This is a genomic window from Shewanella sp. GutCb (genome assembly GCF_002836135.1).
Lineage (GTDB): Bacteria > Pseudomonadota > Gammaproteobacteria > Enterobacterales > Shewanellaceae > Shewanella.
Genome location: NZ_PJBL01000027.1, coordinates 154,004 through 173,212 on the forward strand (window position 1 = coordinate 154,004; position 19,209 = coordinate 173,212).

General features: G+C 43.8%; 16 protein-coding genes. 11 read left to right on the forward strand and 5 right to left on the reverse strand.

What is annotated here, in order from left to right:
- Positions 1-2 precede the first annotated feature (2 nt).
- The gene (locus tag CXF86_RS17030) at positions 3-713 is read right to left on the reverse strand and encodes a DUF998 domain-containing protein (RefSeq protein ID WP_102039597.1); all 711 of its coding nucleotides are present in this window, start codon (positions 711-713) and stop codon (positions 3-5) included.
- Positions 714-1,063: 350 nt separating this feature from the next.
- Positions 1,064-2,413: a Na+/H+ antiporter NhaC family protein gene (locus CXF86_RS17035; RefSeq protein ID WP_257982797.1), complete on the reverse strand. Its 1,350-nt coding sequence runs from the start codon at positions 2,411-2,413 to the stop codon at positions 1,064-1,066.
- Positions 2,414-2,767: 354 nt separating this feature from the next.
- On the opposite strand from CXF86_RS17035, the gene CXF86_RS17040 reads away from it, so the two are divergent.
- The 4 genes from CXF86_RS17040 (at position 2,768) to CXF86_RS17055 (ending at position 8,328) form a co-directional block, all read left to right on the forward strand.
- Positions 2,768-3,292 (forward strand): DUF3087 domain-containing protein, encoded by a 525-nt coding sequence (locus tag CXF86_RS17040; protein WP_101092345.1) that lies wholly within the window; start codon positions 2,768-2,770, stop codon positions 3,290-3,292.
- A 122-nt stretch (positions 3,293-3,414) separates the two neighbouring features.
- Positions 3,415-4,695, forward strand: coding sequence for an O-acetylhomoserine aminocarboxypropyltransferase/cysteine synthase family protein (locus tag CXF86_RS17045; RefSeq protein ID WP_101092344.1), 1,281 nt, complete (start codon positions 3,415-3,417; stop codon positions 4,693-4,695).
- Between the two features lie 284 nt (positions 4,696-4,979).
- Positions 4,980-6,854: a GGDEF domain-containing protein gene (locus tag CXF86_RS17050; RefSeq protein WP_257982798.1), complete on the forward strand. Its 1,875-nt coding sequence runs from the start codon at positions 4,980-4,982 to the stop codon at positions 6,852-6,854.
- A gap of 307 nt (positions 6,855-7,161) precedes the next feature.
- Positions 7,162-8,328 carry a porin gene (locus tag CXF86_RS17055; RefSeq protein WP_101092343.1) on the forward strand — a complete coding sequence of 389 codons (1,167 nt, stop codon included), beginning with the start codon at positions 7,162-7,164 and terminating at the stop codon, positions 8,326-8,328.
- 76 nt (positions 8,329-8,404) lie between these two features.
- Here CXF86_RS17055 and CXF86_RS17060 read toward each other — a convergent pair whose 3' ends face one another.
- The 3 genes from CXF86_RS17060 to CXF86_RS17070 all read right to left on the reverse strand — a co-directional run bounded on the left by CXF86_RS17060 (position 8,405) and on the right by CXF86_RS17070 (position 11,404).
- On the reverse strand, positions 8,405-9,115 hold the full coding sequence (locus CXF86_RS17060; protein ID WP_102039598.1) for an oxidative stress defense protein: 711 nt from the start codon (positions 9,113-9,115) through the stop codon (positions 8,405-8,407).
- A gap of 206 nt (positions 9,116-9,321) precedes the next feature.
- On the reverse strand, positions 9,322-9,966 hold the full coding sequence (bluB, locus tag CXF86_RS17065; RefSeq protein WP_101092341.1) for a 5,6-dimethylbenzimidazole synthase: 645 nt from the start codon (positions 9,964-9,966) through the stop codon (positions 9,322-9,324).
- 121 nt (positions 9,967-10,087) lie between these two features.
- Positions 10,088-11,404, reverse strand: a complete 1,317-nt coding sequence (locus CXF86_RS17070; RefSeq protein WP_101092340.1) for an anaerobic C4-dicarboxylate transporter — start codon at positions 11,402-11,404, stop codon at positions 10,088-10,090.
- A 559-nt stretch (positions 11,405-11,963) separates the two neighbouring features.
- On the opposite strand from CXF86_RS17070, the gene CXF86_RS17075 reads away from it, so the two are divergent.
- From CXF86_RS17075 to CXF86_RS17105, 7 genes are all read left to right on the forward strand, one after another.
- A complete protein-coding gene (locus tag CXF86_RS17075; protein WP_102039599.1) occupies positions 11,964-13,451 on the forward strand; it encodes a SulP family inorganic anion transporter in 1,488 nt (495 codons plus the stop codon).
- Between the two features lie 13 nt (positions 13,452-13,464).
- Positions 13,465-14,310: a universal stress protein gene (locus CXF86_RS17080; RefSeq protein WP_101092338.1), complete on the forward strand. Its 846-nt coding sequence runs from the start codon at positions 13,465-13,467 to the stop codon at positions 14,308-14,310.
- A 158-nt stretch (positions 14,311-14,468) separates the two neighbouring features.
- Entirely contained in the window at positions 14,469-15,854 is a 1,386-nt protein-coding gene (gene mpl / locus CXF86_RS17085) for a UDP-N-acetylmuramate:L-alanyl-gamma-D-glutamyl-meso-diaminopimelate ligase (protein ID WP_102039600.1), read from the forward strand.
- Positions 15,855-15,860: 6 nt separating this feature from the next.
- Positions 15,861-16,514 (forward strand): flavin prenyltransferase UbiX, encoded by a 654-nt coding sequence (locus CXF86_RS17090; protein WP_198553509.1) that lies wholly within the window; start codon positions 15,861-15,863, stop codon positions 16,512-16,514.
- Between the two features lie 7 nt (positions 16,515-16,521).
- Positions 16,522-17,055 (forward strand): hypoxanthine phosphoribosyltransferase, encoded by a 534-nt coding sequence (hpt, locus tag CXF86_RS17095; protein WP_101092336.1) that lies wholly within the window; start codon positions 16,522-16,524, stop codon positions 17,053-17,055.
- Positions 17,056-17,193: 138 nt separating this feature from the next.
- Entirely contained in the window at positions 17,194-18,138 is a 945-nt protein-coding gene (locus CXF86_RS17100; protein ID WP_101092335.1) for an ABC transporter ATP-binding protein, read from the forward strand.
- Positions 18,139-18,140: 2 nt separating this feature from the next.
- A complete protein-coding gene (locus tag CXF86_RS17105; protein ID WP_180961097.1) occupies positions 18,141-18,911 on the forward strand; it encodes an ABC transporter permease in 771 nt (256 codons plus the stop codon).
- The last annotated feature ends 298 nt before the right edge of the window (positions 18,912-19,209 follow it).

The following is a 19,209-nucleotide window of genomic DNA, read 5'->3' on the forward strand; positions in this document are numbered from 1 at the left end:
ATTTATTGTTCTCCGGTAAGATAACGTTGTGACAGTTCGAGGTAGTTTTTAATCGCTATTTTGCGGATAGTCCATGCAAAAGATAAACACCAGAGCATCACAATACTCGTTTGAATCCACATGGTGATAGCAACCCAACAACGGCCTGCTTCAGGTTGCTGACAAGGGACAAAATCGAGAGTATTCCAATCGAGTTGAATCACGAGGCTTGATGAGGTAATAAATCCCAAAATACTCAACCAAAAAATGGGTCCCTTACAAACAGAGTGTTGGCTGAGTCTATCGGTGATACAGAGGAAGTACATCAACACAGTGCCGAGTAAAAAACTGGTCGACACTAGGCGATGCATATCAAGATAGTTAATTGGGAACATTCCCATTAATAGGACTGAGATACCGACCCAACCGCCGATTAAGGATAAGTAGTGACTAAAAAAACCTTGTTTGAGTAAGTAGAGTCCGAACATCGCGAGCATGATACAAATACCTGTGATCATCAAGGCGATGTTGAATACAAAGGCGAGTTTGGCATGGTTGTAGTCGCCTAAAACATCAGCGCGACGATTAAAAACGGCATCACCAATGATTTGATATTCTGCCCAAGTTGAAATGGACACGCCGATTGCAGCGATAAGGGCACCAAAAAAAATAGTCAGTACGACTAATCGGTGCAAATCATACTGCATCGATTGATACTTAATCTTATCTTCCATACTTGTGCGCCATAAAATGACTCATCCTGCTACTCGCGTGGGGCGGTTATTATGGCAAAAAGCAGTGCTGTGATGCACTCTTTTTAATGAGAATATTATTCATTCTGAGCTAAGACCAACGTGCCTGATTAATTCTCCTTACGCAAATCGTTCGATTGATCCAATGGCGATAAAAATATGTTTATTTCTAGAATAGAGGTAACAAGAGCGCATTGCGCATCACAGTCTATAAACGATTACTACTGTTACAAGCTCATTGATTTGTGAGCTAAACAAAAAAAGAGCACCTGAATAAGGTGCTCTTTTCTATTAGTCAGTGCGTTAACCACGGCTTAGGTGAATAATGCTATTTAGTTTCGCTTGCGAAAAACCACAATAAGTACCGCGACCACTGCGAGGATCATGCAGTACCAAGCATGAGTAACAACTTCAAATGGTGACAAACTAAAGGTTGATGCGACTAATAGTGCTTGCGCGCCATAGGGGAGCAAACCTTGGATAATACATGAGAAAATATCTAAAATACTGGCTGCACGTTTTGGGGTCACGCCATGCTTTTCTGCCAAATCTTTAGCGATATCACCAGTGACCACAATCGACACTGTATTGTTAGCAACACAGGTGTTGGTTGCAGCCACAATACCTGCCATACCTAGCTCTGAAGCACGGCATGATGCTTCGCCTTTGGCTTTTGAAAAACGTGTAATTAGTTTTTCAATCTGCTTGCTAACAAACGATAGGCCACCTTGTTGCTGCATAAGTGCTGCTAAGCCACCGACCAGCATAGAGAGAATAAAGATCTCCTGCATGTTGCCAAAACCAGCGTAAATATCTTGTCCAAACTGGATGACACCGTAGTCCATGGTCAATAAACCAGTGACACCGGCCAGTAAAATACCGATGGTAAGGACGACAAATACGTTCAAGCCAGCGACGGCTAAAAACAGAATAGTTAGGTAAGGGATCACCTTAATGAAGTCTATCTCTTGCGCTGCTACGTCAGCCTGGCCTTGACCAACCAGGGTGAATACAATCAAAGTGATGATCGCGGCTGGAATAGCGAAGATAAGGTTTTCTTTAAACTTGTCTTTCATCTCACAGCCTTGAGTGCGAGTCGCTGCGATGGTGGTATCTGAAATGATGGATAAGTTATCGCCAAATAGCGCGCCTGAAATGACTGCGCCAGCCATAATCGCTAAATCAATTTGTGCTTCATTTGCAACGCCAAGCGCAATAGGTGCCACCGCGGCAATAGTACCCATTGATGTGCCCATGGCTGTGGCAATGAAGGCGGCAATCACAAAGAAGCCAGGTAGCAATAAGCTAGAAGGAACCAATGACAAGCCGAGTGCAACCGTTGCGTCTACGCCACCGGTTGCTTTTGCTACTGCCGCAAATGCACCTGCAAGCAGGTAGATCATACACATCGCAATGATGTTGGAGTGACCAATGCCGGCTAAAAAAGTTTCGATTGATTGGTTAAGTCTTTGCTTAGAAATGATAATGGCAAAGATAATCGCAGGTAGAATAGCGACTACACTGGGCAATTGATAAAAAGCAAAATCGACACCTTGGTTTTGGAAGTAAAGCCCGGCACCAATAAACAATGTTAGAAATAGAAAAAGTGGTGTTAGCGCTAGAAACGATGGCGCTATTACGTCAGTTGCTGCAGCTTTAGGAGCGTTGTTGGAATTCGTCAATGTTATCTCTCTTCTATTAAATCAGTCATCGAACCATTGTCCCCATTGCCCTCCTAGCTGGAACAAACTGTGTTTTAAATGATTAAAATCACAGAATGGTACATCTCAATAGCTGAGAGGATATGAGATCGAGAGCCGCCTGTCAATTTAGACGTCTAGATGTTTTTACCGCTAAAGAAGTCGTTTAGTGAAAATTGTGAGCTTGGTTGGATTCGTCACTGTTATTTCAGTAAAAACTTAACTTGCCAAGCTTGTGGCATAAATACAAATATTTTAGCGTAACAAAGAGGATTTTCTAATATTTAGGATGCTAGAATAACCGCCTTATTATCCGCTTAACCTTGAGAGCCACGGATGCAATTAATGCATATTGATAAACGAAGCTATCGTAAGAATACCAATATTGTGATCAGCAGTTTTGTCGCGAGTCTAGCGATACTTTCGCTGGTATTTGGGACATTGTTAATTCATTTCCTTGGCGCAACAGCCGCAACTCCTGGTGGCTCGACTGGCAATTTTCACCTGAACGTTATCGGTGTGATTATGGCGATAGTGCTCTGCAGTGGGGTATTACATTCACAAAAGCAAAAGCCCTATATGCGCGAAGTGTATTATGTTTGGCGCTTAAAGCAGCTCAATAATCAAATTTATCGTAAGTTGGCTAAAATTAAACTGGCAGCAGATAATAATGACAGAAATGCTTTTATCATCTTGAGTTTTTATTTTGCCAGCCTGAAGCAAGTTTATAGCTTGGATGACAACACGTTAACCATTTCGACAGTCGAAAAAGATATTGCCCAGCTGAATGCCAGAATCGCTGAGCTGGATATAAGTGTCTCTCCAGAGCAGTTTGAACCAGAGTTACTCGACAGCATCTAAACCTGCAATCATTTCTCTTATCGTTTTATATTCACTATCTAGAAGTTTAAAATATATTTAGACTTCTAGATGGCTATTTGTTATGTTCATATTTCATTCAAATGGAATAGGATTTAGCTGGTATGAAACTCGAATCTTTAGCACTGCACCATGGTTATAAATCGGAAGCGACAACCAAAGCCGCTGCAGTCCCTATTTATCAAACCACCTCTTATACCTTTGATGACACTCAACATGGCGCTGATCTATTTGATCTTAAAGTGCCGGGTAATATTTATACTCGCATCATGAACCCAACCACCGATGTGCTAGAACAACGCCTAGCCGCTATTGAGGGTGGAATTGCTGCGTTAGCGCTTGCTTCAGGCATGGCGGCAATCACTTATGCGATTCAAGCTCTGACTGAAGTGGGCGACAACATTGTCAGTACCAGCCAACTGTATGGCGGCACCTATAACTTATTCGCTCACACTTTACCAAGACAAGGTGTTGAGGTCCGTATGGCGGGTTTCGATGAGTTCGACAGATTAGATGCACTCATTGATGATAAAACCAAAGCATTATTTTGTGAGTCAATTGGTAACCCTGCCGGCAATATCGTTGACCTGCAGCGACTAGCTGAAATTGCTCATAAACATGGTGTGCCATTAATTGTTGATAATACGGTCGCGACTCCGGTGTTATGCAGACCATTTGAACATGGCGCTGACATCGTTGTGCACTCGTTGACCAAATATATAGGTGGCCACGGCACCACAATTGGCGGGGCGATTGTTGATAGTGGTAAGTTTGATTGGGCGGCGCAGCCACAACGTTTTGCACTGCTCAATGAACCGGATCCGTCATATCATGGTGTAGTCTATACCCAAGCTTTTGGTCCTGCTGCCTTTATTGGCCGTTGTCGTGTGGTGCCGTTACGTAATACAGGCGCTGCGCTATCGCCGCAAAGCGCTTTCTTATTGCTACAAGGGTTAGAGACTCTGGCACTGAGAATGGAGCGCCATTGCGACAATGCATTAACCTTGGCGCAGTATTTAGAAGCGCACCCTAAGGTGAAGTGGGTGAATTACGCTGCGTTGCCAAACAGTCCATTTCAGGAGAACTGCCATAAAATTACTGGCGGAAAAGCCTCAGGGATCATCAGTTTTGGTATTAAAGCGGATGACGGTAAAGTGGCTGGTGGGCACTTTATTGATGCATTGCAGATGATTTTAAGATTGGTCAATATCGGCGATGCTAAATCACTGGCATGCCATCCCGCATCGACGACCCATAGACAGCTAGATGCTAACGAGCTAGCAAAAGCTGGGGTGTCAGAAGATTTGGTGCGGATCTCTGTGGGGATTGAACATATTGACGATATTATTGCGGATGTAGAGCAAGCACTAGCGCATGCGTGTTAATCCGGTCATTGATTGAATAAAAGGTTAGCAAGCTTGCTAACCTTTTTTGTTTCAACTCAGACTATTAAATGGTTAGTTTGCAGCATTGATAACTGAAAAGTGACCTTTTAACCAAATTATCATGTCGAAACGAGTTTATTTTTCAATATAATAAATTGACTATATAATGAGACGCTAAGGCAGGTAAACCTTATTAAATCAACAAACTATACAAATGTCTCCCATGTGTTACTCTGAAAAATAATTACACTTAAAAAGTCTGTTTTACAGGGCTGTATATGCATATGAAAATGATAATTGCGGCCTTTAGCTTCCTTATCTCTATCTCCATGACTTTATTTTCTACAGCGCAAGCCAATGACATTCTGACCCAATTGGAAGTATTGGTTAGCAAAGACTCCCCCGCGGGAGGACTTAAGTTACTGGATAGTTTCGACATTGAGGCTAATCAGCTGACACCCAATGATAATGCCCGCTTGTATTTTCTCTATGGTCAGTTGTATGAGAAAACCCGTCAGTTAGATTTAGCGATCGCAAGCTATGATAAGGGAATTGCTTTAGTTGAATCATTAACGGTTAGCGATATTCTGATCGATAGCTATTTAGAGCGCTCCTTCGCAGTATATTTACAGACAAATGATCCCGCCGTTTATTGTATCGATCGTCGTAAGGCGCTGGCTTTTGCAAGACAGAATAATAACCCAACATTGCTGGCAAAAACACTCACACAAAATGCCTTTTGCTATTACACCGCGACGACAGTGCATAAGGGGATTGCGTTACTCGACGAAGCCATGATGATTGTTGATAAGAGTGACAAACTCGATGTTCACCGCAAAGCGATGATTTATAATGCAACCGGTACCCTGTATCGTACGGTAGGGCTACATAAACGTGCTTATGATAACTTTAATAAGGCCTATCAAACGTGGCAAACCGTAGACGATAAAGAAGACATGTTTAACATGCAGCACAACATGGTTAGCTCTGCGATCAAGTTGAGTGATTGGGATAAAGCCAAGGTGAATATTGCCGCACAATTAGCATTAGCAGAAGCCGCACCAGAATTTAAAGATTTCTATTTTTTTGCCTATCTCAATGCTGGACGTGTCGCACTCGGCTCCTTTGATTACCCCGTGGCCGTCACCTATCTAGAAAAAGCAATTGCTCTTAAAGAAACAACGCAGGAGCGCTATTTTGTAAGCTCTAGTCATCTGTTTTTAGCGCTAGCTTATATGCGAATTGGTGAGCCTGACAAAGCGGCTAGTATGGCGCGAGTGTTCCTGCAAGATAAACGTTTTCCAGCCAATATGGGCAGTATGCTACTGACTGCCGACGCCATTATTGCATTCGACAATAAAAATTATTTATTGGCGGTGAATACCCTTTTAAAAGTGATAGATGAAGAGCGAGAGCACAATAAGAACATCATCGATAACGAAGTTATCGACTCTGCACTTGACCATAACTCTAAATTGGCTGATTTTGAGAACGAACGACTTGCCAATAAGTTAGCAATCAATGAATTGAATCTCAAAGCTGTGATAGATAAAGAGCGCATTAATGAGCTTAAAATGAGTATTATTGTGTTAGTGGCTGCAGTGCTATTGGCGGCAGTCTTCTTTTTAATGCATTCGCGAAAAGTCTTTAAGCATCGTGCTCAAATCGACTTTCTTACGGGTATCGCTAACCGAGGTTATACCTTTAAAACGGGTGAGAAAATGATTGAAAGGTCGATTAAAAAACAACAGTCGGCATCGGTTATTATTTTTGATATTGATAACTTTAAGAGTATTAATGATCGCTTTGGCCACCATGTTGGCGACTTGGCTATTCAAGCCGTGACTAAACGGGCTGAACGTTGGTTAAAAAAGCATGATTTAGTCGGACGAATTGGTGGTGAAGAGTTTATTATTGTGCTGTCTAATACTTCAGAGGAAGAAGCTTTTTCAATATCGGAACGCATCCGAAGTGCTATTGCATCGCAGCTGTTTGAGTTTGATGATGTCAGCATTGAGGTGACGATAAGCCTAGGTATTGCGGTACTCAATGAACAAGCCACTAGCTTGACCGCATTACTTAAAGAGGCTGATAAAGCGCTCTATAAAGCTAAATTTTCCGGTAAGAACAAAGTCTATCTTGCACGGCTATGTGCCTAGTGTTTAGGATTAAAACCTAACGACCGTAGCGGCTCGCTGCGGTCAATTTAATCCAAAGTAAGTAGTGATCGACTTCGCCATTTTCTTGTTAATGCTGAAGCATGCACTGTCAAATATGTAAACCCCTCCTCTAGAACACCAATATTAAAAATCTTCACTGGCTATCAACTTGTATTTACCCAATTTTTTGCTATGTTTTCTATTTAGCGAGTGCAGTTTTTAAGCGACCATCTCGGATCATAATACCCAGAGCCGCTAGCGAAGTACGCTAAAGCTGAATATAAAAATAACCAAAGTTGGAGATTTTATGAAAAAAGCGCTAGCAGTATTGCCCCTCGCAACGTTGGTTTTTATGCCGACAAGCTTCGCGGTTGAGGTATTTAAAGACAATAAAAATGCATTTGAGATTGGTGGTTTCGTTGATGCACGAGTTATTAATACACAAGATGTTACAGAGGTTGTGAATGGCAGCTCAAGAATTAATTTCGGCTTTACCCGTGAAATGTCCAATGATTGGAAAAGCTATGTCAAGCTGGAGTGGGGCGTAAATCCCTTTGGTAATGCAACGATCTCCTATAGCAGTGAAAGTAACTTTGAGACCAAAAGCGGTGACTTTTTAAATAACCGTTTAGGCTATGTTGGCGTCAGTCACAACGACTATGGGTCGATCTCAATTGGTAAGCAATGGGGCGCATGGTACGACGTTGTGTACAACACCAACTATGGTTTTGTATGGGACGGTAATGCATCCGGTACTTATACGTATAACAAATCCGACGGTGCCATTAATGGTGTCGGTCGTGGTGATAAAGTGATTCAGTATCGTAATAGTTGGGGTGATTTAGGGATCGCGGCGCAAATGCAGTTAAAAAGCAGTACCACAGATATTGAAGATGATGGTAGTAATAACCCGAATCGATTGGTGATGACAGAATACGATAATACTTATGGTATTGGTTTGACCTACCAAGCGACAGAGATGTTAGTGCTTACCGCTGGCGGTAACATAGGTGAACCAGAAGGCACTACGGCCAGTGGTCGGGTTATTTCTGAGACCGACTATATCTATGGCTTTGGTCTAACCTGGGGCAGTTGGGATGAGCATGGCTTATATGCGGCGATGAACCTCAACCAAAATGAATTCCACGATACAGATAACTTAGGCCGTTTCTTGCAAGAGTCGGTAGGTTTAGAAACGCTGATCTCCTATTACTTAGACAATAATATCAAGCTGCTTGCCTCTTACAACGTCTTAGAGGCCGGTGATGACTATGAGGCAGAACATCCTGGTGATGTTTTTAAACGTCAGTTTGCCGTGGCTGGCGTGCACTATGTTTGGGATAACAGTGTGGTGATCTACTTGGAAGGCCGTGTTGATTTTAGTGATTTCAGTAGTGATAACCCTGAAAATGAAGCGATGCAAGCAAAATCAGAAGATGATGGTGTCGCGATTGGTATTCGCTATACCTTGTAAGTGTCCGATTGATTAATAACGATTAAGGCCCCTCAAGCTGTATTACAGTTTGAGGGGCCTTTTTGATTAGCTGACGTTATTTCAATCGATAGGTGACTTCTACTCTATCTTGAATAGTGACTTGGCCTTGTTGGTAGCTTTTAGGCACATTATAACTGTCACTTTCAGCATTCATTCTCATCATCACTGGCTGAACTGGACGTTGGTCGAAATAGCGAATTTGCCACACACCATCGAGCTCTTCGCCAAAGCCTTGGGCTAACTCTGCCGCTTTGTGTTGTGCATCTTTAATCGCAGCAAGCCTTGCTTGTTTAAGATAATGCGCCTCTTTGCTTGATTTGAGCGCGATATGATTAATACGGTTAATACCCTCTTCAAGCGCGGTATCTAGAATGCTATTGAGGTTGGTTAGATCGACAACTGTCACGGTTACGCGGCGGCTCGCACTGTAGCCAATCAGTTTGTTAGGCTGATCTTTTTCATAGTGATATTGAGGTTGTAGGTTGATATTGGCACTTTGGATTAGCTTGCTGCTAACGCCCGCTTTTTCTAAACGTTCGATAAATTTAGCCACGGCGATATCCGACTCGGCTTTGGCAGCTTTTGCTGTTTCCGCTTTAATCACGACTTCCACGTTTATTTCTGCCATGTCTGCTTCGGCGAGGATATTGCTAGTGCCTATGGTTTCAAGATGCGCAAAGCTAATATCGGCGGCAAGCGCTGGGGCGGTAATGCTGGCCGATAGGACTAAAGCTGAAATAAGTGCTGCAAGAGATGATTTAATCATAGTAACTCCAAAAGTAAGTCTAAAATTCGCCAAGATAAAACGGGGTTGGCTTCTAATAGCTATAAACGTGAGCTTTTGGGAAAAGGGTTATATTTTTAATTTATTATTCACGGTTGGCTAAGCTCACTCAAGAAATTGAACCTATGAGCTAGGGTATCAACAGGTGCTAGCTGAGGTGGGTGAACAGACAAAGCTGAAAAAGTCGTCTAATTAAAGCCGTCTTTGAAGATAACCTCAGCAGCAGACTTGGTTTGCTGCCAACCTTTTTGCTTAAGTTCTGGTTCGGCCAGAAATTTATCGACATAGCCTATACAGAGATAACCTATCAGTTCAGCGCTTTCGGGGGCATTTAACGCTTGCTTGACCTTTAACGGGTCTAAAATACTGACCCAACCGACACCAATATTAAGCGAACGCGCCATTAACCACAGGTTTTGAATGGCACAAACAACACTAAACTTACCCATCTCTGGCATGCTTGTTTGCCCTAGAACGGCAGTTTCACTGGGTTGATAAAATACCGCTAAGTTAACTGGAGCCTCTAAAATCCCTTCGAGTTTGAGCGCATCATACTGAGCGCGTTTATCCCCCGTAAATTGCTCACTGCCAAGGGCATTTGCTGCAACAAACGTTTGCTGCACTGCTTGTTTAATGTTTGAGTCGCGAATAACCACAAATTGCCAAGGCTGCGAGTATCCAACTGAAGGCGCTTGCATGGCGGCATTTAGCAGCGTATCGATACTCGCATCTGAGACGGGCTTATCATTAAAACGATTACCTCTAACATCGCGGCGTAGTCGGATAATATCGGCTAAGACCTCGCTGTCACTCTCACTAAACATTCGACTCATACCGCTCTCAATTTTTCTATAGATCGATAAGGCGCCCTTTGAGGACGCCTTTAAATGCTATCTAGAGTAACAATAATTAGCCTAATTTGAAGCTGTATCGACTGACTTAGTGATCTAGCTGTTAATTAATGGTCATTGAAATGAAGTAGCCGATAAATGTTGCTGTGCCGACGCCAATAAAACCAGGCACAATAAAGCTATGATTCAACACATATTTGCCAATATGGGTGGTGCCGGTTCTATCGAAACTAATCGCCGCTAAATCACTCGGATAGAAAGGGAAGAAGAAATAAGCATAGCAAGCGGGTAATACGCCGATAAGCACTGGTGCCGGGATCCCCAAAGAGAAACCCAGTGGCAGCATTATGGTTAAGGTTGCAGCTTGGCTCTTCAAGAAGATGGACGCGACAAACATCGCAATGGCGAATGACCAAGGATGAGCATGGACGATGTCACTCACAGACTCAATTAGATAGCTCTTGTGATAGCTAATAATAGTGTCGCTAAGCCATGCAATACCAAAGATAATGATCACTGCAGTCATACCTGCGATGAAGACATTACTGCTCACTATCTTTTTAGGATCTACCTTGGTGACAAGTAGAATCATCGCGCCAACGGAAAGCATCATAAACTGGATGGCGACAGACATCTTCACGCCTTCAGGCAATAACTCTTTGCTAAACATTGCCAAGCCAATGACGGCTAATATGCCGAGTAGAAAGATACTTAACCCTTTTTTGGCGATGCTGTTACTTTTGGCGACATCATCGGTTTCAATATCCGGATCAATGAGACTATTCTTAAACTCTTCATCCAGCAATCGAGCTTGAAACTCTTCATCTTTATCGAGATCTTTACCACGCTTTAAGCTCCAAGCTGAGGCGACCAGTACTCCGATTAATGTTGAAGGTATGGTGACTAACAACACATCCATCAAACCAATATCAAGATTGTTTTCCATTGAGGTGGCAATAACAACGGCGGCAGCGGCGGCAATAGGGCTGGCTGTGATCCCCATTTGCGAAGCAACGGTTGCGATAGCGAGTGGACGCTCAGGCCGAATGCCTTTCTTGTATGCGACATCATAGATCACTGGCAGTAATGGATAGACTGAGTGCCCCGTTCCCACAAGCACAGTTAAGGAGTATGTGCATAAAGGACCCAGAAACACGATTTGGTTTGGGTGTTTACGCAGTAGCTTTTCGGCATAGCGGACCAGTAGCTTTAGACCGCCAGTCGCTTCTAAGGTGGCTGATGCGGCAACCACGGCAAGAATGATCAACATGACGTTGATTGGCGGTGAACCTGGCGCAACGCCAAATACAAAGGCAAGAATGGAGACACCCAAGCCACCTAAAAGGCCAAAGGCAACACCGCCGTGACGGATCCCGACAAAGATGATGGCCAACAATAACAGCATATGCACAAAAAACATGGTGTGTCCCTTTAAGTAGTGAGCTGAAGCCAGTGTTTTACGTAAATGATGGTGGGTATTCGATAAGCAAATAACCCAGTGATAACTGACTTATACCGTATGTTATGGATTGCTTAAATAGTCTGTGTTCAGCAAGGTGATACAGCGCATTGGATCATGGCTGTTATTGATAAGAAACGTGAACTAACTTAACGGCAATATTTTAATCACATTTCTGAGGGCTTGAATATAGGCAGTGATTTCTACGATTGTTGGGGAGATGCAACAATAAAATAAGAAAAAGTGATGCTGTCTATTTTATAGACTGACTTTTAAGTGTAGAATCGCGCCTTATTATAATTTAAGAGGAAATTACTCATTGTGTTAATGACGCCACCTTAACGTTTCGCCCTCCCTATAGCTTTCATTGCTAACTAAGCATCACGCTTACTTCTTTGCGCTTGTTAATTCGTTGTCGATTACTACGGCAGTTTTCCGCGCCAAAATTTTATCAAAAAAGCACGCATATCACTCCAGTCTAATCTCTGGTGCGAACTGCCGTGCGTAAACTGAGAGTTCAATGTTTAAAAATTTCAAAATTGATTGGTTATCTAATATCCGTGGCGATCTGCTTGCGGGTATCGTTGTGGCGTTAGCCCTTATTCCAGAGGCTATCGCATTTTCGATTATTGCGGGTGTCGACCCCAAAGTCGGCTTGTATGCCTCATTTAGTATTTCAGTGGTAATAGCTTTCACCGGTGGCCGTTCAGGTATGATCTCCGCAGCAACGGGGGCGATGGCACTGCTAATGATTACCCTCGTTAAGGATCATGGACTGCAATATTTGTTGGTAGCCACAGTATTGACGGGGCTGCTACAGATTTTAGCGGGATATTTAAAGCTCGGTAATTTGATGCGATTCGTATCGCGATCGGTAGTGACTGGCTTTGTAAATGCATTGGCTATACTGATTTTTATGGCACAGTTGCCAGAGCTTACCAATGTGACTTGGCACGTCTATGCGATGACATTAGCCGGTCTTGGAATCATATACCTGTTCCCTTATCTGCCTGTTATTGGCAAATTAATCCCCTCTCCTTTGATCTGTATTGTCGGGTTAACAGCATTTGCTATGATGTTTAATGTCGATGTGCGTACCGTGGGTGATATGGGAGACTTACCTGATACCTTACCGATATTCTTATGGCCTGATGTGCCGTTAAACTTCGAAACCTTACTGATTGTATTGCCTTATTCCATGGGACTCGCGGTCGTCGGACTATTAGAATCAATGATGACGGCGACGATTGTCGACGATCTTACCGATACCAATAGTGATAAAAACCGTGAGTGTAAGGGGCAAGGACTTGCCAATGTGTTTACGGGTTTTCTTGGTGGTATGGCGGGTTGCGCCATGATTGGTCAATCGATGATTAATATAAAGTCCGGCGGACGTGGACGTCTATCGAGTTTAGCGGCGGGTGTATTCTTGCTCATAATGGTGGTCTTTCTTGGGCCCTGGTTAAAACAGATCCCTATGGCCGCTTTGGTCGCGGTAATGATTATGGTGGCCATAGGTACGTTCTCGTGGCAGTCCATTATGGATATGAAAAAACATCCACTGTCGACCAATATTGTGATGCTGGCAACGGTTGCTATGGTGGTAGCCACTCATAATCTTGCTATCGGTGTATTTGTTGGAGTGCTACTTGCTTCTCTATTCTTTGCCAACAAGATTAGTCGCATGATGGTGGTTAGGAATAATATCGGTGAAAGTGACAGTTGTGAATATCGGGTGATTGGCCAAGTGTTCTTTGCGTCATCGGATAAATTTACCGATTCATTTGATTTTAAAGAAGTATTAGAGTCAGTCACTATCGATTTATCGGCGGCTCACTTTTGGGATGTGACGGCGGTATCTGCATTGGATAAAGTGGTGATTAAATTTCGTCGAGAGGGTACACATGTGAACCTTATTGGTATGAATCAAGCGACTCGCACCATTGTTGATAAATTTGGGGTACACGATAAGCCCGAAGAAGTTGAAAGACTACTGGCTGGACACTAAGAGGATGATACAGATGAAGAATATAGTTGCGTGTATTGATGGTTCTAAATTGACTCTAGCCACCTGTGAAGCCAGTGCTTGGGTTGCACACAAAGTGAAAGCACCGTTAACGTTATTGCATGTGCTCGATAAAGCCACCAGACCTGTGGTGAGCGAATTGTCGGGCCAAATTGGCTTTGGTAGCCAAGAAGACCTACTCAATGAACTGGTAGAGCTTGATGAGCTGCGCAGTAAAGTGGCGCTTAAACATGGTAAGCAGTTACTGATAGATGCAGAAGAGTTAGCGCAAGTGCGAGGCGTGAGTGATATCCATAAATTACAACGCCATGGCAGTTTACTCGACACATTAATGGATCTAGAAGATGATTTGAGGGTGTTAGTGCTGGGGAGGTCGGGTGAAGATCATAGCAGCACTAAAACAATAGGCTCACAGCTTGAAAGTGTGATTAGAACGATTAAGGCCCATACCCTCGTGGTCAGCGAAAGCTTCGAAGTGCCAAGCTCCTATATGATCGCCTTTGATGGTAGTGCAACCAGTGACAAGCTGATTGAAAAGGCTATCAAGACGCCTTTGCTTGTCGGTTTGGAGTGTCATTTGGTGATGGTTGATGGCTCTGGTGACAAGAGCGCAGCTTTTCAACAAGCATCGCAGCAGCTTACTGAGGCTGGGATCATGGTGACAGAGCGAGTGTTAACTGGAGATGTAGATAGCGCATTACTCGATTACCAAGAGCAACAACAGCTTGGGATGATAGTGATGGGGGCCTATGGCCACACAAAGTTACGCCAGTACTTTCTCGGCAGTAACACCACGCAAGTGCTGATAAAAAGCAGCGTACCCTTGTTGTTAATCCGTTAATTATGCAGAGATAGAGGAGCCGATAATCAGCTCCTCTATTTTTTAGCCGCACCACAGCGTCAGCCATATTTAAAAGTGAGTTAAACACGAGTTAACTGACAAACCCCGCCGCAATTGGTTAGAATAACCTAGATTTTTTAAACTCCAGAGCGACCACTATGCACGTACATATTTTAGGGATCTGTGGCACCTTCATGGGCGGCCTCGCGTTGCTGGCTCGAGCTGAAGGGCACAAGGTAACGGGCAGCGATGCCAATGTTTACCCGCCAATGAGCACTCAACTAGAAGAGCAAGGTATTGAGCTGATCCAAGGTTTCGATCCTACTCAATTGGGTAAAAATGAAGATGATGCGCCCGATCTTGTGGTGATCGGCAATGCTATGAGCCGAGGTAATCCTTGCGTTGAAGCAGTGCTTAACCGCGGCCTTAAGTATACCTCTGGCCCGCAGTTTCTAGCAGAGCACATCTTGGCTGAGCGCTGGGTATTAGCGGTTGCTGGCACCCATGGTAAAACGTCTACCTCGAGTATGTTGGCGTGGATCCTCGAAGACTGTGGCTATGAGCCGGGATTTTTGATTGGTGGTGTACCGCAAAACTTCGGGGTATCGGCTCGCCTTGGCGGTTCGCCGTTTTTTGTGGTTGAAGCTGATGAATACGACAGCGCCTTTTTTGATAAACGTTCTAAGTTTGTCCACTATCAACCGCGTACTCTGGTGATCAACAACTTAGAGTTCGATCACGCCGATATATTTGATGATCTTAAAGCGATCCAACGCCAGTTTAATCACGTAATACGGACGGTTCCTGGTGAAGGAAAAGTGATCTGGCCAGCAGATGCGATAAGTGTGCAGCAAGTCATCGCGCTAGGTTGCTGGAGTGAGCAAGAGACATATCATTTAAATGCCGTGACTAACGGCTGGCATGCTCATAATCTTAGCGATGATGCTCATCAGTTTGAAGTCTTCTTCAATGGTGAGTTGCAGGGGGTTGTCGATTGGGAACTCATTGGCCAGCACAATATCGAAAATGCGGTGATGGCAATTGCCGCAGCGAGGCACGTTGGGGTTAAGCCTGATGCCGCCATTGAAGCGTTAGCCAAGTTTGCACCTCCTAAGCGCCGCATGGAGCTGCTTGGTACTATAAGCGGTATCGAAGTTTATGATGACTTTGCGCATCACCCAACGGCCATAGCAACATCTCTAGCGGGTATGCGAGCCAAAGTGGGCCAGCGTAAGGTGACGGCGATTTTAGAGCCGCGTTCGAACACCATGAAGAGCGGCGTGCACAAGGACACCTTGGCAAACTCATTGGCTTTGGCTAGCAATGTCTTTTTATATCAAGCGGGCAATATTGACTGGGACATTAGCACCGCAATGGCCACAGCCTCGGTGCCAGTTGCTGTGTTGTATGATATTGATGAGATTATAGAGCAGGTCGTCGCTCAGGCGAGCAGTGGAGATACTATTATCATTATGAGTAATGGCGGCTTCGGCGGATTACATCAAAAGCTGCTGGCACAATTAAACACTAAAACAGGTAAATAACTAGCCATGAGTGTGACATACCATAAAGCAGACAAGTCTATTAGCCTGGCGTGGACTGGCGCCTCGGGCGCTCCATATGGCCTGAGATTATTAGAAGCACTGTTGAGAAGTGATTATCAAGTGTTCTTGATGATCTCATCAGCAGCGAGAGTGGTATTGGCCACAGAGCAAGGCCTGCAGTTAAGCGCCAATAGCGATAAAGCGCAAGCACAGTTATTAGCGCAGTTTGGCGACGTGGCTGGCGAGCTCATTGTATTGGGTAAAGAGGAGTGGTTTTCGCCGCCAGCTTCGGGTTCTGCGGCGCCAAAACAGATGGTCATCTGTCCGTGCAGTACAGGGACATTAGCATCGGTTGCAACGGGTATGAGTAATAATTTACTCGAACGAGCGGCTGATGTTGTAATAAAAGAGCGAGGCCAATTAATCTTGGTTCCTCGAGAAACTCCTTTTAGTGCCATACACTTAGAGCATATGTTGTCGCTCTCTCGCTTAGGCGTAACCATTATGCCTGCAGCGCCAGGCTTTTATCATAATCCCAAATCGGTTGAAGATCTGGTAGACTTTATGGTCGCCCGAATTCTTGACCATTTGGGCGTTGACCATGCATTAACGAATCGTTGGGGTTATGACAAGCATAATACCAACGACATCGACTATTGAGAGTTTTATGAAACACACCATTGAAGTGATGATCTCTGCAGAAGAGATCGATCAAAAATTGGACATTTTGGCTGAGCAAATTAATACGCATTATGCCGAAAGTGACCGCCTGTTAATGGTAGGTCTACTTAAGGGTTCTGTTGTGTTTATGGCAGATCTTTGTCGACGTATTAAAGGCCACGTAGAGATCGATTTTATGTCGGTATCAAGTTATGGCAATGCGATGACAAGCAGTCGCGACGTAAAAATCCTTAAAGACGTACAGTCCGAGATCCAGGGGCGTGATGTACTGATTGTGGAAGATCTTATTGATTCTGGTAATACCCTTAACAAGGTGCGTGAGATCCTGATGATCCGCGAGCCAAAAAGTTTAGCGCTATGTACCTTACTTGATAAGCCTCAACGTCGTGAAGTTGATGTGCCTGTCGACTTTATCGGTTTTACCATCCCTGATGAGTTTATCGTTGGATATGGCATCGACTATGCGGAGCAGTATCGTAACTTACCTTACATCGCGAGAGTGATTCCGCTAGAAGATTAATATTGTCTCTATAGCTTAGGTCGGGTTTTGATGCTTATTGGCGTTAAACTGATTATTGAGCTAGAAGCGCAATCGATACTAATGACTCTCGCTATTGCGGGAGTTTTTTTTACTTAATACAGAGTGATTGGAATAACCATGGCAAATACAGAAGCCGCCTTAGTTATCGACTCCTTAAAAAAAACCTATAAAGGCGGAGTTGAGGCAGTAAAGGGCATAAGCTTAACAGTGAATAAGGGCGATTTTTTTGCGCTACTTGGGCCTAACGGAGCAGGTAAATCAACGACGATTGGTATTATTAGTTCTTTGGTGCAAAAGAGTTCGGGAAAAGTGTCTGTATTTGGACATGATATTGATAACGAGCTTGAACTCGCCAAACTCAGTATTGGCCTAGTGCCTCAAGAGTTTAATTTTAATCAGTTTGAAACGGTACAGCAAATTGTTGTCAATCAAGCGGGTTACTACGGCGTTAAGAAAGAGGTGGCACTAGAACGTGCTGAAAAACACCTTAGTCAACTTGACCTGTGGGAAAAACGCAACAGTCCAGCGCGTGAACTCTCTGGCGGCATGAAGCGCCGTTTGATGATCGCGCGTGCGTTAATGCATGAGCCACAATTGTTGATTTTAGATGAACCAACAGCGGGTGTAGATATTGAATTGCGTCGCTCTATGTGGACCTTTCTTACCGAGCTAAATGAGCAGGGCGTGACGATTATTCTCACCACTCACTATTTAGAAGAAGCCGAAATGCTTTGCCGCAATATCGGTATTATCGACAAAGGTGTGCTGGTGGAATGCACGAGCATGAAGTCGTTGCTTAGCCGTTTGAATATGGAAACGTTTATTCTTGATTTGGGTTGTGACTTGAATGAAAATCCCGCGCTTGAGCAGACGGTGTGTCGCTTAACAGATCCACATACCTTAGAGGTTGATGTGGCAAAAGAGCAGAGTCTTAATGATGTTTTTGTACAGTTGAGTGCGCTTAATATTCAAGTGCTGTCGATGCGTAATAAGGCCAATCGCTTAGAAGAACTGTTCGTTGAGTTAGTCGAAAAAGGTAAAGTGTCTGGGGGCGGAAAATGAATATGAGAGCGCTGTATTTTACAGCTTTTAAAAGTATCTTAACCAAAGAGATAAACCGTTTTACCCGTATTTGGATCCAAACTTTGGTGCCTCCTGCGATCAGTATGACCCTGTATTTCCTGATATTTGGTAACTTAGTGGGTAAACGCATTGGTGAGATGGGCGGTGTCTCTTATATGGAGTTTATCGCGCCAGGTTTAATCATGATGGCAGTGATTACCAGCTCTTATTCTAATGTGGCATCCTCCTTTTTTAGCGCTAAATTTCAGCGTAACTTGGAGGAGCTTATCGTTGCACCTGTGCCGCACTATGTCATTATCGCAGGCTATGTTGGCGGCGGTGTTGTCCGTGGCTTGTTTGTGGGCGCTATCGTGACGTTAGTGGCGATGTTCTTTGTCGATATCACCATACAGCATGCTGGATTGGTGGCGATTACGGTGTTCTTAACGGCAGTTTTATTTGCCTTAGGTGGACTCATTAATGCCATTTTTGCAAAAAGTTACGATGATATCAGTATTGTTCCTACCTTTGTTTTGACCCCATTGACCTATCTCGGTGGCGTGTTTTATTCGTTATCATTACTGCCCGATTTTTGGCAAGCGGTATCGGCATTAAACCCTGTGGTATATATGATTAACGTATTCCGTTTTGGTTTCTTAGGCTATGCCGACATCAGTGTTCCTTTGTCAGTTGCAGTCATGGTTGGCTTCTGTGTCGGGTTATGGAGTTTAGCTTACTACCTTATCTCGCGCGGAATAGGCTTGAGAAGCTAATAGAGAGTGTAATGACTTTAAAAGCCAACAATTAAATTGTTGGCTTTTTTATTGGTTTATTTTTGTGTTCGACTAAGCACTAACTCTGCTCGATAAAGGCGACTATTTCGAATCAATACGCAATGGTATTGAGTGTATAACGACACGAGTGCGCCGCTATCCGTATGAGTTTATTTTTGTGTACGACTAAGCGCTAACTCTGCTCGATAAAGGCGACTATTTCGAATCAATACGCAATGGTATTGAGTGTATAACGACACGAGTGCGCCGCTATCCGTTTCGATATAGTTGGCTTTTT

Bases quoted from the DNA above. Each gene is read 5' to 3' on its own strand.
- CXF86_RS17070 (WP_101092340.1), bottom strand. From the start codon at position 11,404: ATGTTTTTTGTGCATATGCTGTTATTGTTGGCCATCATCTTTGTCGGG.
- mpl (WP_102039600.1), top strand. From the start codon at position 14,469: ATGCACGTACATATTTTAGGGATCTGTGGCACCTTCATGGGCGGCCTC.
- bluB (WP_101092341.1), bottom strand. From the start codon at position 9,966: ATGAGTCGAATGTTTAGTGAGAGTGACAGCGAGGTCTTAGCCGATATT.
- CXF86_RS17105 (WP_180961097.1), top strand. From the start codon at position 18,141: ATGAGAGCGCTGTATTTTACAGCTTTTAAAAGTATCTTAACCAAAGAG.
- hpt (WP_101092336.1), top strand. From the start codon at position 16,522: ATGAAACACACCATTGAAGTGATGATCTCTGCAGAAGAGATCGATCAA.
- CXF86_RS17060 (WP_102039598.1), bottom strand. From the start codon at position 9,115: ATGATTAAATCATCTCTTGCAGCACTTATTTCAGCTTTAGTCCTATCG.
- CXF86_RS17090 (WP_198553509.1), top strand. From the start codon at position 15,861: ATGAGTGTGACATACCATAAAGCAGACAAGTCTATTAGCCTGGCGTGG.
- CXF86_RS17100 (WP_101092335.1), top strand. From the start codon at position 17,194: ATGGCAAATACAGAAGCCGCCTTAGTTATCGACTCCTTAAAAAAAACC.
- CXF86_RS17055 (WP_101092343.1), top strand. From the start codon at position 7,162: ATGAAAAAAGCGCTAGCAGTATTGCCCCTCGCAACGTTGGTTTTTATG.
- CXF86_RS17030 (WP_102039597.1), bottom strand. From the start codon at position 713: ATGGAAGATAAGATTAAGTATCAATCGATGCAGTATGATTTGCACCGA.
- CXF86_RS17050 (WP_257982798.1), top strand. From the start codon at position 4,980: ATGAAAATGATAATTGCGGCCTTTAGCTTCCTTATCTCTATCTCCATG.
- CXF86_RS17045 (WP_101092344.1), top strand. From the start codon at position 3,415: ATGAAACTCGAATCTTTAGCACTGCACCATGGTTATAAATCGGAAGCG.
- CXF86_RS17080 (WP_101092338.1), top strand. From the start codon at position 13,465: ATGAAGAATATAGTTGCGTGTATTGATGGTTCTAAATTGACTCTAGCC.
- CXF86_RS17075 (WP_102039599.1), top strand. From the start codon at position 11,964: ATGTTTAAAAATTTCAAAATTGATTGGTTATCTAATATCCGTGGCGAT.
- CXF86_RS17040 (WP_101092345.1), top strand. From the start codon at position 2,768: ATGCAATTAATGCATATTGATAAACGAAGCTATCGTAAGAATACCAAT.